Origin of the sequence: Algoriphagus mannitolivorans DSM 15301 (genome assembly GCF_000429425.1) — a bacterium.
Classification (GTDB): Bacteria; Bacteroidota; Bacteroidia; order Cytophagales; family Cyclobacteriaceae; genus Algoriphagus; species Algoriphagus mannitolivorans.
The window spans coordinates 64,341-79,618 of record NZ_AUBV01000001.1 but is presented as its reverse complement, the minus strand read 5'-3'; the positions used below and the strand labels follow the sequence as shown (position 1 = coordinate 79,618).

Genomic DNA, 15,278 nt, shown 5'->3' with positions numbered 1-15,278 from the left:
CGGTTTGACTTTCTCTACAAGGCCCCGTCAGGGGCTTTTTTATTTCTGAAAAATCTAAAAAGAAAAACACCTACAACCGGCCCAATCGAAAGTAAACCAAAATAAAGATAAGGATCGAGGAATTTGCTGAGGAATTGAGTGAATTGGATACTGAAAATGGTCAATCCAAACCCGAGGCAATTGACCAAAGTCAAGGCTGTTCCGCGGTTTTCAGGTTGAACACTCTGAGCTACCAGCGTTGAAAATTGAGGAGAATCTGCGGTGACCATAATTCCCCAAATCAAGAGAAATGGGAAAATCAGAGTTTTGGGAAACTCAATTCCCGTCAAAAAAAGCAAGCCACAAATTCCTGAGCCTATCAAGCTAGCCATGGCTACTTTTTGACTGCTTGTTTTCGTCGCGATAATACCCCCAATGGCACAAGAAAGACCACCCGCTCCGATAATCAGAAATGTCCATAACGATTGCCGGGAGGAGGAAATACTTTGGTTGTTTAGGTAGAAAATAATACCGGGAAGAAATGCCCAAAACGTATATAACTCCCACATATGTCCAAAATATCCGGAGGCAGCACCTTTAAGCTGATTGTTGCGGCTGAATTTTGGGAATAATCCAAAGTCGAGTTTTGGGTTTATTTTTCGAAAAGGTCCATTAGGAACCCTAATCCCAATCAAAAAACCTCCGATAATCGCCAGTGCTGAAGTGGAAACAAGGATGTATTTCCATGAAAAGCTTACCTCTAGAGCTTTTAATAAAAAGGGTAAGGCTGTTCCCAAAACCAAAGCCCCGACCAAATAGCCTAAGGCTGAGCCAAGCCCTTTTTCAAAATAATCAGCTGCGATCTTCATTCCGACTGGGTAAATTCCTGCCAGAAAGAATCCAACCAAAAATCTGAAAATCAAAATAGTAGGGTAGGACAAGGGGAGGATTACAATACAGATATTGCTGAAGGAGGCCAAAATTGCACTGATTAAAAAAACCTTAGAAGGTGAATATCGATCTGGGATAGAGCCTAATGCATAAAGTAGCGTTCCGGTAATAAATCCCAGCTGAACCACTGAGGTTATCATAGGAGTAATACCTTCCTTGTTAAGGAGGATCTCCCATTCCGGGGCAGCTGCATTTCCGGCAAACCAAAGAGAAGTGCCCAAAAATTGAGCAATAACGATCAATCTAAGGGCACTACTCGGGGAGATGGCTTGCGGCATCAGGCAGAAATAATAGCTTTGATTTGAGCTTGCTCTTCTGGGCTGAAGTTAGAATTTTTCACAGCCTCTACATTGTCATCCAATTGCTCAGGTTTAGAAACGCCAATTAACACCGAGGTGATTCTTGGATCCTTCAAAAGCCAAGCAATAGCCATTTGGGCTAAAGACTGCCCTCTTTTGTTTGCGATTTCATTTAGCTGACTGATCATGGCCAATTTTTCAGGTGCGATCTGCTCAGGCTTCAAATACCTGCCGTCTTTAGCAGCCCGTGAATCTGCCGGGATCCCTTTCAGATATTTATCCGTCAATAGTCCCTGTTCCAAAGGTGAAAAAGCGATGCTTCCGATTCCTTTTTCTCCCAGTACATCCATTAATCCATTTTCTACCCATCGATCCAACATGCTATAGCGAGGCTGGTGAATAAGAAGTGGAACTCCAAGATCCTTCAGAATCGAATGGGCTTTGAGTGTATCCTCTGCAGAATATTGGGAGATTCCAACATACAGTGCCTTTCCTTGCCGATGAAGCTGTGCCAAAGCTCCCATGGTTTCTTCCAAAGGCGTATTGGGATCCGGCCGGTGATGGTAGAAGATGTCTACATAGTCAATTTCCATTCGCTTGAGGCTTTGGTCACAGCTTGCGATAAGGTATTTTTTCGAGCCAAAATTCCCATACGGTCCGGGCCACATGTCCCAGCCGGCTTTGGAAGAAATTAGCAATTCATCTCGGTAAGGAAGAAAATCCTTTTGGAGGATTCTGCCGAAATTTTCTTCAGCGGATCCAAAAGGAGGTCCATAGTTATTTGCTAAATCAAAATGACAAATTCCAAGGTCAAAAGCCCTTCTCAGGATTTTTCTACCTAAGGTTAAATCCGCATTGTGTCCGAAATTGTGCCAAAGTCCCAAACTAATCTCGGGGAGCTGTAGGCCGGAATTTCCACAAAAGCGGTATTTCATGGTGTCGTACCGGTCAGAAGCTGCAATAAATGGGGGAAGGGGATTGTGATCGTTGATTCGCATAGGTTTAAGAGATTATTAAGGGTTTAGCCAAACCAGAAGATTCCGAGAATGGAAATAAGAAGCCCGAAAATGGCTACAAAAACCCAACTTTTCCAAATGTAGGCTATCCAATCTTTAAAGCTTATTCCTCCAGCTGCGATAATGGCCATCATTCCCCCATTTGTTGGAGTAATGACATCCATCAATGCAGCCGGGTATTGATAAGTCAGCACAGCTACCTGTCTGCTGATTCCCAATAGGTCTGTCAATGGAGCAGCCATGGGAATGGTCAATGCCGCCTGACCAGAAGTACTTGGTACAGGAATATGGATCAAAGCCTGGCTAAAATACATGCCCACCACAGCTAAGAAATTTGGTAGATCCTCTAATGGGGCAAATAGTCCCTGAATAATTGGGTCTATAGCTGCTCCTTTTTCCAATACCAAATAAATGCTCCGCGCCAGACCAACGATAATTCCGGCAAAAATCATTTCTCCGAACCCTTGCACAAATGTCCTTGAGGTTCCATTGAGCCCTAATCCTCCTATCATTCCACAAACCATCCCTACCACAAAAAAGAAGGCGGACATTTGGTTGAATTCCCAATCCCAAACAGTAATTCCATAGGCCATCACTCCAATTCCCCCGAAAGAGATCAAAAGGATAAGCATATTCCGAAGGGAGATTGGATTTGGTTTTATCTCTAATTCAGCCTGTTCAATTGCCAATTTTCTTCCTGAATACATGTGATAGGTGATCCAGGAAAACAGAGTGATGATGAAGAACATGGCTCGAAATAGAGCCCCTGAAAAGGGTTCTACTTCTCCGATCTTTTGCGCCAATAAGCCTACAAAGGGATTGATCGGGGAAAAGGCTGCCCCAATTAATGAGGATCCTAAGGTGATTGCGATAATGGATCGGAGGTCATAGTTTAGTTTTCTGGCCAAAATCACCAGAATCGGTACCATAGGGATAATTTCCTCTTGCATCGAAATAGAGGCACCTCCAATGGAAAAGACAATTCCCAATAAATAGAAAAGGATAAAACGGGAATTTCGAAACCTGTAAATCAGGGCTTCAATACCTGCTTGAAGCGCACCTGTTTTTTCGACTACAAAAAATGCTCCTCCGATAAAAAGGATAAGCGTGAGGATTTCAGCCCCATTTATCACACCTTCAGGAATTGCAACCAAAATTTCACCCAAACTTGGGTTGATGTCCTCAATGGAATGAAAGCTTCCCGGAACGACTACTTCCCGGCCTGTTTGTTCGTCCAAAACTCGCTCAAAACGACCAGATGGAATAAAGTAGGTGGCGATTGCGGCTAATACAATGAAGCCTATTAGGATTACCAAAGGGTGAGGGAAGGATAGTTTCATTAGTTCGAATCAAGAATTTCAAGAATAGTACTGGCTATTTTTATTCGATGGTCTGAGAAATCTCGGGCGTTGGTCAGGATAAAGAAACCTGAATTATCTTTTTTAGAAAATGCAAATAAAGAACTATAGCCTGCCTGAGCTCCAAAATGCCCCAAAAACTCCATTCCTTTTAGGGTGAATTTTTGAAATCCGGCGGGAGTATCTTGATCTCCTTTTAGCCAGGTTAGCGCAGGGTTTAGGTCACTCAAATTTCCACGGCTAAGGTGAATCAATGCCATGGAAAGATCCTCAGGTGTGGTCAGTAATCCGCTCGAAGGAGAGGGGAGTCGCTCCAATTCCATGATTTTGGGTTCAATCCTTTTCCAAAAAAAGGTTTTTCCATGGCCAATCATGGGATTTTCTGGCTCAGGCCACTTTTTCAGAAAATAGGAGGATGGCATCCCTGACTTTTTTAGAATATGTTCTTTGGCCAAGGAGTCAAAGGGGGTTTGAGAATGAGTCTGAAGGATAAAACCTAATAGATCAAAATTTATGTCAGCATAATGTTCCCCCTCATGGTTGGAATTGGGAGCATGGATTTTTTGGTAGATCTTTTCAAGGGACCGTTTTGATTTTTTTTGGAAAAGGCGATTGAAAAAACCGGGATCTTCCAACCCGGATTGATGCCTGAGAAGCTGTTCCAAAGTAATCGTGGACAGAAACTCAGGAATGTCAGTATTTCCGGGAAGAACCTCTTGTATGGAGCTGGAAAGGGATATGTCGGTATTTAGAAAATAATTTGCTGCGCAAAGGGAGGTGAAAATCTTGGAAACCGAAGCCACCGGAATGGTGGATTGAAGCTCGAAAGTGTCCTTAGTCTCCAAATTTCGATATCCAATGGCTTTGAGATAGGTTATTTTTCCCTCCTGAACCACTCCAACAGCCATCCCGGGAATAAGAAATTCTGAAAGGCTTTGGGTAAGCGTGGAATCTATTTTTTCTTCAGCGGAAGTAGGAAAGGGAACTGGAGACCATCGGACTTTAGGATAACTCACAGACCATTCCCAAATCAAAAAAAGCAGGAACCAAAACACCAGTCCATAGATTAAATATTTGATTTTTTGGTTCATCGGCATCAAATGCAACTCTGCGGGTAGCTGGGTTTTAGATTGGATTTGGGGTTATTGTCAGGAAAACCAAAAGTTTGCCTTTAAAATCAAAACTTTAATCTAGGATAAAATCCCGAATTCTGGGAGTTTATTTGACAGTTCTCCCCTTTAGATCAACTCTTTAAGAAGGAGTTGGGAAAATATTTGCATTCCTTCAGTTGCTGATTTGGGAATGATTTGAAAATCTTTGGAAAGAGAATTGCTCGGAGGATTGGGATCGATCAGGAATTTTTTGGAAGCCTTTGGTGCAAAATCAATCAAGCCTGCAGCGGGATAGACCTGCAAGGACGTGCCTAAAACCAATAGGAAATCTGCCTGCTGAACCAGTTCCATGGCCGGAACCATCATGGGTACCTGCTCTCCAAACCAAACGATAAAGGGGCGGAGTTGACTTCCTTTTGCGCATTTGTCGCCTTCTCGGATTTCCCAATGATCCAGATTGTAAATCAACTTAGGATCCAGGCTACTTTGGGCCTTGCGAAGTTCCCCATGCAAATGGAGTACTCTGGAGGATCCGGCGCGTTCGTGGAGGTCATCTACATTTTGGGTGATAATCTGAACTTCCATGTACCTCTCAAGATCTGCCAAAAGTTTGTGGGCATCATTAGGTTGGCATTCCAAAGCTTGTTTTCGTCTTTGATTGTAGAAATCCAGCACCAACCTTCGATTTTTTCGCCAACCTTCAGGAGTAGCGACTTCCATGACGTCATGGTTTTCCCACAAACCGTTACTATCGCGAAAAGTACTTATTCCGCTTTCTGCCGAAACTCCGGCTCCAGACAGGACGATCAGCTTTTTTTGAGGCATCTTGGCAATTGAAAATTTAAAGATTTTGATTCAAAATGGGAGAAATATAATGCTCCACTGCAGGGTCAATTATTTTCAAAATAGGCTAAAAAATAAAAAAGGTTCAAGCCCGGATGCTTGAACCTAATCTTTTTCTATCGATCCAATCTTAGAATTTTCTATTCTTTGATTATTTCTTTTTGGAAGCAAATCGACCTTTTTTCTTACCCGCCTCAGGTTGAGACTCTATGATTTCTATAGTTTCCGCGTAAGTGAGATTTTCGGCTTCTTTGCCTTTAGGAATTTTATAGTTGTTTTTTCCAAACTTGATGTATGGTCCCCATCTGCCATTCAATACCTGAATTTCAGGATTTTCATCAAAAGACTTGATGTGCTTGTTCGCATCAGCTTCTCGCTTGGCTTTGATCAATTCGATACCCTCTTCCTCAGTGATCGAAAGGGGATCCTGTTCTTTCTTCAGTGAAAAGAAGGCATTGTCATGACGGATATAAGGACCAAAACGACCAATCGCGGCGGTCATTTTTTTGTCTTCAAAATATCCCACTTCTCTAGGCAATTTAAACAGCTCCAAGGCATCATCCATGGTGATGTTCTCAATAAACTGTCCCTTTTTCAAGCTGGCAAATTGCTTGTCCTCGTCTTCGTTTTCACCGATTTGAACCAAAGGCCCAAATCTTCCAAGGCGGGCATATACGTTCTTACCGTTTTCCGGATGCTGACCGATCAATCTACTGGAATTGATGTCTTGTCGGGAAACCTGCTCGGTTTCTTCCACACTCTGGTGGAAATTGCCATAGAAGCTGTCAATCATGTCCTGCCAGTCTTGCTCTCCGGAGGCGATTTCGTCAAATTCCTTCTCTACTTTGGCAGTAAAGTGGAAATCAATCACGTTGGGAAAATGCTCCACTAGAAAATCATTCACCACCATGGCAATATTGGTTGGGAAGAGTTTATTCTTCTCTGCTCCGGTATTTTCGGTTTGGGTAGCTTCTTTGAATTTTCCTGCGGAAATGAGCATTTCCACATAATTTCTTGGTGTGCCATCTCTGGATTCTTTGATGACATAGTCCCGCTTTTGAATAGTTGAAATGGTCGGGGCATAGGTAGAAGGTCTTCCGATCCCAAGCTCTTCCAATTTCTTCACCAAAGAGGCTTCTGTATATCTTGGGGCAGGTCTCGTGAAGGATTCCCGGCCTTTCATTTCTTTTAATGTCAGTTCTTGACCGATTGCCAAAGGAGGCAACAGTGACTTACCGCCCTCTTCATCTTCTTCCGGCTCGTCGTCGGTATCTTCTAGATAAACCTTCAAAAAACCATCAAATTTGATGATCTCACCATTTGCTACCAGATTCAGCGGAGAATTGGAGATACCAATGGTGATGGTGGTTCTTTCCAATTCAGCATCCGCCATTTGAGAAGCAATGGCTCTTTTCCAGATCAACTCATAGAGTCTTTGTTCATTTCTGTCTCCGGAAATCTGGCTCGCAGAAAAGTCAGTAGGCCGGATGGCTTCGTGAGCTTCTTGTGCACTTTCGTTTTTCGTGGAATATTGTCTGGACTTGTGGTACGAGGTACCAAAGCTAGATTCGATTGCGTTTTTTGCTGCGCCTAAAGCATCCTGCGAAAGGTTGGTGCTGTCGGTACGCATGTAGGTGATTTTACCTGCCTCATAGAGTTTCTGTGCCACAGACATGGTTTGCGCAACCGAGAAATATAATTTTCGGGAAGCCTCTTGTTGAAGCGTGGAGGTAGTGAATGGAGGTGCAGGAGATTTTTTTGCCGGTTTTTTCTCCAGATTTGCCACTGAAAAATCCGCTTCCAGACAGCTTTTTAGAAATTCTTCTGCCTCAGCTTTGGTCTCGAACTTTTTGGGAAGTTCGGCTTGGAAGGTTTTTCCTTCCACCACAAACTGTGCGGTAATTCTGTAGCTGGACTTGGTGTTGAAAGCCTCAATTTCCCTTTCCCTTTCGACAATCAGACGTACTGCCACCGACTGAACACGGCCTGCGGACAATCCTGTTTTGATTTTTTTCCAAAGGATAGGGGAGAGTTCAAATCCGACCAATCGATCCAAAATCCTCCGAGCCTGCTGAGCATTGACTAGGTCATAGTCAATTCCTCTTGGGTTTTCGATGGCTTTATTGATGGCATTTTTGGTGATTTCCCGAAATACAATCCTTCTGGTTCGGTCATCTTCCAAATTCAAAACCTCCTTCAAATGCCAAGAAATGGCTTCCCCTTCACGGTCATCGTCACTTGCTAAGTAGACCATTTCGGCGTCTTTGGCAAGGCTTTTAAGAGATTTGATGACTTCTTTTTTATCAGCTGTGACCTCGTAGGTAGGTTTGAAGCGGTTTTTGACATCTATAGCTTTATCGCCTTTAGGGAGATCCCTGACGTGACCATAGCTGGAGACCACCTTGAAATCTTTACCCAGGTAACCTTCAATGGTTTTGGCTTTGGCAGGGGATTCGACGATTACTAGATTTTTTGACATAAAAAACAAAATTAACGGCATTGCTAGCCGTATTTGAGAAGCTAAAAATAGAGGGCATTGTTTTCTCCTCCAAATTCAGGATATCCGTAACTTTTAATCTTGGATGGATTTTTGAACCAAATTAGTGTAATTCTTACGTTATATCGACAAGGAATATGAAACAGTTAATTTTATTACGACACGGAGAGGCTGGATTTTCGGATGGTGTTGATTTTCAGAGACCTTTGACTCACAAGGGAAAAGTAAGTCTGGAAAGACTTGGAGAGACGCTGAAAGAAAGAGGCTTAGCCGTGGATTTGATGTATTGTTCCTCTGCCACAAGAACTCAGGAGACGGCAGAAATAATAAAAAAATTTGTTCCCGTTCAGGAGGAGGTGTTTGAAAAAGAAATCTACACCGCCAACATAGAATCCCTGATTCAGATGTTGGAAAAAACTCCAGATGAAGTCAATACCTGTCTTTTGATAGGACATAATCCCACCATCAGCCTTCTATTGGCACATTTGACAGATGAGAATTATGTAGGACTGCAACCTGGGATGATGGGGATTTTGGAAATGCAATTGCCGCATTGGTACCTGGTGGGTCACAATTCGGCTTCTCTGAAGGAAATCTTGCGTTGATTTTTATTGGATTTCTCTCCATACATCCTCTTCAGAATATTTGGGAGCACCGCCTTGATGAGTTGCTACAAACCCACCCAGTTTACAAGCGAAGTCTAATATTTCCTCTGGAGATTTTTCCTCCAAGTAAGTTTTAATAAAACCGCTCAAAAAGGCATCTCCTGCCCCGATAGAGTCCTGAAATTTAACTTTGTAGCCGGGATGCTCCAGTATTTTTCCTTTTTGATAAATGACGGCCCCTTTGGATCCTCGGGTGATACAAATGATTTCCATCGGGAAATGTTGATCCAAAAAGAAACATAATCCTTCAATGGTTGGCTCTGTCTTGAAATAGTCTGCGAAAATTTCAAGTTCGTCCTCGTTGATTTTCAGAATATCCGTAAACCCAAGGAGAGTTTCAATTACTTCGAAATCATAATAAGGTGGACGTAAATTCGCATCAAAAATCCTAAGGGTGGGATGGTGCAATAGCTTGAGAAGGGTTTTCATACTCTCAGGACTTCTTACCCCAAGTGTCCCAAAGACAAATGCATCCGCATCCTCCACAGCTTTGTCCAATTTTTCAGACCAATGAATAAAGTCCCATGCCACTGGGGAGAGGATGTTGTATTTGATGTTTTCCGGATCGGTGTTGTCCACCAATACCTTGGAGGTTTCATGATCCTCATGCACTTGAACGAAGTCCAAAGGGAGCCCAAATTCATTGAGAAAATCCAGGAGTTTTTTTCCATCCGGGTCATTTCCGACCGCAGATATCAAGCGGCCATTCAATCCCAATTGGTGAAGATGTAAAGCTACATTCATAGGAGCTCCACCCGGTACAGCGCCGGTAGGTAAGCAATCCCAAAGCATTTCTCCGAAAGTAACGACGTGATCACGCATGGTTTTTTTGCAAGTCTTTTTGAATTTCTTCCAAGGATCTTCCTTTGGTCTCTGGCATTCTAAATTTCACCCAGAGCAGCTGCCAGACCATCATCAGGCAGAAGAAGGCAAAGATATATCCCGGACCAAAATTGTTTGCGAAAAAAGGAAAAACATTGGCAATAAGTGCGGCTAAAATCCAGTGGGTAAACGATCCCAAAGATTGTCCATAAGCCCGAAGTTCATTCGGAAACATTTCAGAAATGAACACCCAAATTACCGATCCTTGGCCTACCGCATGAGAAGCAATAAACCCAAAAACGAAAATCGGAAGCCAAAAAGTAGGTATTCCAGGTCCAAGGAAGTTATAGGCCATCAAGCCAAGGGATATGATATAGCCAACAGAACCGATGTACATCAGCTTTTTCCGGCCTAAGCGGTCAATAAGGTAGAGACCGAAGAAAGTCGCAAACAAATTAACCAATCCGATTCCTATCGTTGAGATCAAGGCATTTTCTGTAGAAATCCCTGCCATTTCAAATACCCTTGGAGCAAAATAGATAATGGCATTGATCCCGGAGACTTGATTGAAGAATGCGATCATTACGGCAAGAAGGGTGCTAGAGAAAAACCTTTTTTGAAACAAAACCCCAAATCCGGATTTCTGCTTCATGCTTTTTTCTTCTTCTATAGCCAATCGAATGGCTTCATCTACCCCATCTGGGTCAGTTTTTGTCAGAATTGTCCTAGCACCAACCTGGTCATTGAATTTTGCAATAAGCCATCTTGGACTTTCAGGAATGCTGAAAATCATCACACTGTAAATCAATGCTGGGATTCCCTCTACGCCTAGCATCCATCTCCAATCCTCGGCAAAATCGGCTGTGCCAATTAAGTAATTGAATATGTAGGCAACTACAATTCCAAATACAATGTTGAATTGATAAAGTGCTACTAAGAGACCCCTGTTTTTGGCAGGAGCGATTTCTGAGATGTACATGGGGGCTACTACCGAAGAAGCGCCTACCCCAAGTCCTCCTATAAATCTGAAAAAAGTAAAGGAAGTGACATCCCAGGCCATTCCAGAACCCACGGCTGAGATGAAGTAAAACAAACCGATCCAGAGCAAGCTCTTTTTTCGGCCGAATTTATCAGCTGGAATTCCTCCGAATAAGGCACCGATGACCGTTCCGTATAATGCAGAAGCAATAGCTAATCCATGAATCCAGTCACTCAAGGCCCAAACTTCCTGAATGGCCCGTTCTGCGCCAGAAATTACAGCTGTATCAAAGCCAAAGAGAAAACCGCCTAAAGCGGCCGTGATCGAAACAAAAAATGCGTAGTTCTTTGAATTCATAGGGGATTAAAGGTCTATTGAATCGCTAAACTAAAGAGAAGGCCGGCAATTCAAAATCCCCATGTGGTAATTCCATGATTTCTAGTCGAAAATTTTGGAAATTGGAAGAATTCAGAAGTAACTGTTTATGGTTTAAATGAATTGTAAAATTATTGATTAATAACCAAATAAAATTTCGTAAAGGGATGAGATCTAGACTCTCGACCGGGTATTTTTCTTATATTCGCAAGCACAAAAAATACTTGTTTTGAGCCGGAAATAGGCTATTTCAGAAAATTAAACCCAAAGGCATGAGTTCTCCGATTGAGATTTACAAACCCAAAAACCACATTCGAATTGTCACGGCAGCTTCTTTGTTTGACGGGCACGATGCTGCGATCAATATCATGCGCCGTATCATCCAGAGTACAGGTTGCGAAGTGATTCATTTAGGACACAATCGATCCGTTCAGGAAATTGTGGATTGTGCTATTCAGGAGGATGTTCAGGCCATTGCCATTACTTCTTACCAAGGGGGACATGTGGAGTTCTTCAAGTATATGTTTGACTTACTTCAGGAAAAAGGTGCCAGCCATATCCGTATTTTCGGTGGAGGTGGAGGAACTATCCTTCCAGAAGAGATTGAAGAGCTTCATGGATATGGAATCACCAGAATTTATTCTCCTGACGATGGACGTGCTTTGGGATTACAAGGAATGATCAATGATCTGGTTCAAAAGTGCGATTTCCCGGTTGGAGATAGTTTTCCCAAAGATTTTTCCCTCGAAAACCAACGCAAAGGTGATGTGGCAAGGGCTATTTCCGCTTTTGAAAATTTCCCCGAAAAATCCTCCGATCTCCTTGAAAAGGTCAGAAAATCCAGTGCTGAAATAAACACACCAGTATTGGGGATCACCGGAACGGGAGGAGCAGGTAAGTCATCCCTAGTCGATGAATTAGTCAGAAGATTTTTAATGGACTTTGAGGATAAGAGTCTTGCTATTATTTCAGTAGACCCTTCCAAAAGAAAAACCGGAGGAGCTTTGCTTGGCGATCGAATCCGGATGAATTCTATTCATCATCCAAGGGTCTTTATGCGTAGTCTGGCCACGAGGCAGTCTAATCTTGCCCTTTCTAAATATGTCCAAGATGCCGTTGACACCGTCAAAGCTGCTGGGTTTGATTTGGTGATTTTGGAAACTTCAGGAATTGGGCAATCGGATACGGAGATTATCGAGCATTCGGATCTTTCTCTTTATGTGATGACGCCTGAATACGGTGCAGCCTCCCAATTGGAAAAAATCGACATGCTTGATTTTGCCGATGTCATCGCGCTAAACAAGTTTGACAAAAGAGGAGCCTTGGATGCGATCAGAGATGTAAAAAAGCAATTCAAGCGTAACCATAACCTTTGGGATACTCCGGATGAAGATATTCCTGTTTTTGGAACCATTGCTTCCCAGTTTAATGATCCCGGCATGAATCAGCTTTACCGAGCGATTATCGGAAAGGTCAATGAGAAATTTGGGGGATGGGAAAGCTCTTTTGAACTTACTGCGGGTGTTTCGGAAAAGATTTACATTATCCCTCCAGCACGTACCCGATATCTTAGTGAGATCACGGAGACAAACCGAAAATATGATGCTTGGGTGGAAGAGCAGAAGGAGATTGCACAGCAACTCTATTCGATCAAAAAATCTATGGAAGCGATCCAATCCACTTCTGTGGCGGATAAGGATCGTTTGCTGAAAGAGCTTCAGGAGGTCTATGTGCAGGTGGAGCTAAATCTAGATCCCAAAAACAAAAAATGGCTTGAAGAATGGCCTGAAGAAGTAGGCAGATATTCGGATGATTTCTATGTATTTAAAGTAAGAGACAAGGAGTTGAAGGTAAAAACCTATAGCAGTTCTCTAGCGAATACCCGAATTCCTAAGGTTTCCCTTCCTAAATATGAAGCCTGGGGAGAACTCCTCAAATGGGGTTTGAGAGAAAATGTCCCGGGGCAGTTTCCTTACACGGCTGGTGTTTTTCCTTTCAAAAGAGAAGGGGAAGATCCTACGCGGATGTTTGCAGGAGAAGGAAGTCCTGAACGTACCAATAAGCGTTTTCATTATGTGTCCAAGGCAATGCCGGCCAAAAGGCTTTCCACTGCTTTTGATTCGGTAACTCTTTATGGAGAAGATCCGGACTACCGACCTGACATTTATGGGAAAATCGGAAACTCTGGTGTGAATGTTTGTTGCTTGGATGACGCCAAGAAGCTGTATTCAGGGTTTAACCTGGTGGATCCCATGACTTCGGTTTCTATGACCATTAATGGTCCTGCCGCCACCATGACTGCATTTTTTATGAATGCAGCCATCGATCAGCAATGCGAAGTTTATATCAAAGCGAATGGCTTGGAAGAAGAAGTCAATCAAAAAATCGAAGCCATTTACTCCGAAAAGGGCTTGCCAAGACCAATATATAACGGAGCTATTCCTGAAGGAAATGATGGCTTGGGCTTGATGCTTTTGGGGGTGACGGGAGACCAGGTATTGCCTAAAGAAGTATATGAAAATATCAAGGCTGACACTATCTCTAAAGTGAGAGGCACTGTCCAGGCTGATATTTTGAAAGAGGACCAGGCCCAGAACACTTGTATTTTCTCAACGGAGTTTTCTTTGAGACTAATGGGAGATGTGCAACAGTATTTTATCCAAAACAAGGTTCGGAATTTCTATTCTGTTTCCATATCTGGATATCATATCGCAGAAGCCGGCGCCAATCCGATTACACAACTGGCTTTGACACTTTCCAACGGCTTTACTTACGTAGAATATTATGTGTCCCGAGGAATGGATGTTAATGAATTTGCACCAAACCTTTCTTTCTTCTTTTCCAACGGTATTGATCCAGAGTATGCGGTGATCGGTCGGGTAGCGAGAAGAATTTGGGCCAAAGCTATGAAGCTTAAATATGGTGCAAACGAACGTTCTCAGATGCTGAAGTATCATATTCAGACTTCTGGAAGATCACTTCATGCTCAGGAAATCGACTTCAACGATATCCGTACCACACTACAGGCTCTGTACGCGATCTATGACAACTGCAACTCCCTCCATACCAATGCCTATGACGAAGCGATCACAACTCCTACCGAAGCTTCGGTCCGAAGAGCTATGGCTATCCAGTTGATCATCAATAAGGAATTGGGATTGGCTAAAAATGAAAATCCGCTACAGGGATCCTTTATCATAGAGGAACTGACGGATTTGGTTGAGGAGGCGGTGTATGCTGAATTTGACCGTATCACAGAAAGAGGCGGAGTTTTAGGGGCAATGGAGACCATGTATCAGCGCGGAAAGATTCAGGAGGAAAGCTTGCACTACGAAATGCTCAAGCATACCGGTGAATATCCAATCATTGGAGTGAACACCTTCCTTTCTTCCGATGGTTCTCCAACGATCATTCCGGGAGAGGTTATTAGAGCCACCCTTGAGGAAAAAGAAAGTCAAATCCAAACTTTAAGGAACTTACACCAAGCTTATGCTGGTTTGGAACACGATCTACTGATGTCTTTGAAAAAGGCAGCCGTGCATAATGAAAATGTCTTTGCTCAGTTGATGGAGGCCGCTAAATATTGTTCTCTGGGACAAATTACACGGGCTTTGTATGAGGTAGGAGGGCAGTATAGAAGGAATATGTAAAGACAGAAGACAAAAGACGGAAGAAAGAAGTCAGAAATCTGAAATCAAAAATCTTAAATCAAATGGCGAATAAGCGCAATGTCACCGTCCGCATGAAGGCGGATTTGGAGTATGAATCCAGAAATCCCCAAGGAAACTTGGTCAATATTGACATGTATGATCCTGAGCATAAGCATGCGCAATCTCCGATGGATTTGCTGCTTTCTGCGCTCGGAGGCTGTGCTTCTGTGGATGCAGTGTTGATGATGAAAAAGAAGCGAAAAGAGATCGTGGATTTTTATGTGGAAGTAGAAGGAATCAGAAATGAGGGTGTTCCAGCTTTCTACACGGATATCGAACTCAAGTTTATTCTGGTTTCGTCTGACGCCACTGATGAGGAATTTGCAAAAGTGGTGGCGCTATCCGTGGATAAATATTGTTCCGTTGCCTCCTCTTTGAAATCGAATATTACCTACACCACCGAAGTCAAAAGACCGGAATGAGAGTGGTGAAAGAACTGGTCCGGGAGGAAATACGCGTAAGTATTTTCTCCTGGAACAATAAATACATCCTTAAGTTTGAGCTAGGGCCTATGGAGCAAACTTTCAAGTTAAATGAAATGGATATATTGGAGGAAGAGGATTTGGAGGTGTTTCTATCAGGTGATTTTTTTGAAAAAGTAAAAAACAGATTTGAAGAAATGGGAAATTCATTTCGAAGGCAGTTGGAAAATTTATAATTTCCCTAAACTGC

12 protein-coding genes are annotated in these 15,278 nt (G+C 42.9%); 4 read left to right on the top strand and 8 right to left on the bottom strand.

The window, feature by feature from the left end; genetic code table 11:
* Positions 1 to 14: 14 nt before the first annotated feature.
* The 6 genes from G458_RS0100345 to topA form a co-directional block, all read right to left on the bottom strand.
* Positions 15 to 1,208 (bottom strand): MFS transporter, encoded by a 1,194-nt coding sequence (locus G458_RS0100345; protein ID WP_026950135.1) that lies wholly within the window; start codon positions 1,206 to 1,208, stop codon positions 15 to 17.
* Positions 1,208 to 2,227, bottom strand: a complete 1,020-nt coding sequence (gene mgrA, locus G458_RS0100340; RefSeq protein ID WP_026950134.1) for an L-glyceraldehyde 3-phosphate reductase — start codon at positions 2,225 to 2,227, stop codon at positions 1,208 to 1,210. Before mgrA ends, G458_RS0100345 begins: the two co-directional genes overlap by 1 nt.
* 23 nt (positions 2,228 to 2,250) lie before the next feature.
* Complete coding sequence (locus G458_RS0100335; protein WP_026950133.1) at positions 2,251 to 3,585, bottom strand: YfcC family protein; 1,335 nt, start codon at positions 3,583 to 3,585, stop codon at positions 2,251 to 2,253.
* Positions 3,585 to 4,694: a serine hydrolase domain-containing protein gene (locus G458_RS0100330; RefSeq protein ID WP_026950132.1), complete on the bottom strand. Its 1,110-nt coding sequence runs from the start codon at positions 4,692 to 4,694 to the stop codon at positions 3,585 to 3,587. Before G458_RS0100330 ends, G458_RS0100335 begins: the two co-directional genes overlap by 1 nt.
* A 147-nt stretch (positions 4,695 to 4,841) precedes the next feature.
* The gene (locus tag G458_RS0100320; RefSeq protein WP_026950131.1) at positions 4,842 to 5,540 is read right to left on the bottom strand and encodes an SIR2 family NAD-dependent protein deacylase; all 699 of its coding nucleotides are present in this window, start codon (positions 5,538 to 5,540) and stop codon (positions 4,842 to 4,844) included.
* A 169-nt stretch (positions 5,541 to 5,709) separates the two neighbouring features.
* The gene (gene topA, locus G458_RS0100315; RefSeq protein ID WP_026950130.1) at positions 5,710 to 8,037 is read right to left on the bottom strand and encodes a type I DNA topoisomerase; all 2,328 of its coding nucleotides are present in this window, start codon (positions 8,035 to 8,037) and stop codon (positions 5,710 to 5,712) included.
* Positions 8,038 to 8,192: 155 nt separating this feature from the next.
* On the opposite strand from topA, the gene sixA reads away from it, so the two are divergent.
* Positions 8,193 to 8,660 (top strand): phosphohistidine phosphatase SixA, encoded by a 468-nt coding sequence (gene sixA, locus G458_RS0100310; protein WP_035467506.1) that lies wholly within the window; start codon positions 8,193 to 8,195, stop codon positions 8,658 to 8,660.
* 3 nt (positions 8,661 to 8,663) lie between these two features.
* Here sixA and G458_RS0100305 read toward each other — a convergent pair whose 3' ends face one another.
* Both G458_RS0100305 and G458_RS0100300 read right to left on the bottom strand, forming a co-directional pair.
* A complete protein-coding gene (locus tag G458_RS0100305) occupies positions 8,664 to 9,542 on the bottom strand; it encodes a carbohydrate kinase family protein (RefSeq protein ID WP_026950128.1) in 879 nt (292 codons plus the stop codon).
* Entirely contained in the window at positions 9,535 to 10,878 is a 1,344-nt protein-coding gene (locus G458_RS0100300) for a sugar porter family MFS transporter (RefSeq protein ID WP_026950127.1), read from the bottom strand. The genes G458_RS0100305 and G458_RS0100300 overlap by 8 nt, the downstream gene beginning before the upstream one ends.
* A 290-nt stretch (positions 10,879 to 11,168) precedes the next feature.
* On the opposite strand from G458_RS0100300, the gene G458_RS0100295 reads away from it, so the two are divergent.
* The 3 genes from G458_RS0100295 (at position 11,169) to G458_RS0100285 (ending at position 15,264) form a co-directional block, all read left to right on the top strand.
* Positions 11,169 to 14,546 carry a methylmalonyl-CoA mutase family protein gene (locus G458_RS0100295; RefSeq protein ID WP_026950126.1) on the top strand — a complete coding sequence of 1,126 codons (3,378 nt, stop codon included), beginning with the start codon at positions 11,169 to 11,171 and terminating at the stop codon, positions 14,544 to 14,546.
* 62 nt (positions 14,547 to 14,608) lie between these two features.
* Complete coding sequence (locus tag G458_RS0100290; RefSeq protein ID WP_035467505.1) at positions 14,609 to 15,028, top strand: OsmC family protein; 420 nt, start codon at positions 14,609 to 14,611, stop codon at positions 15,026 to 15,028.
* Positions 15,025 to 15,264: a hypothetical protein gene (locus G458_RS0100285; RefSeq protein WP_026950124.1), complete on the top strand. Its 240-nt coding sequence runs from the start codon at positions 15,025 to 15,027 to the stop codon at positions 15,262 to 15,264. The genes G458_RS0100290 and G458_RS0100285 overlap by 4 nt, the downstream gene beginning before the upstream one ends.
* Positions 15,265 to 15,278 lie beyond the last annotated feature (14 nt).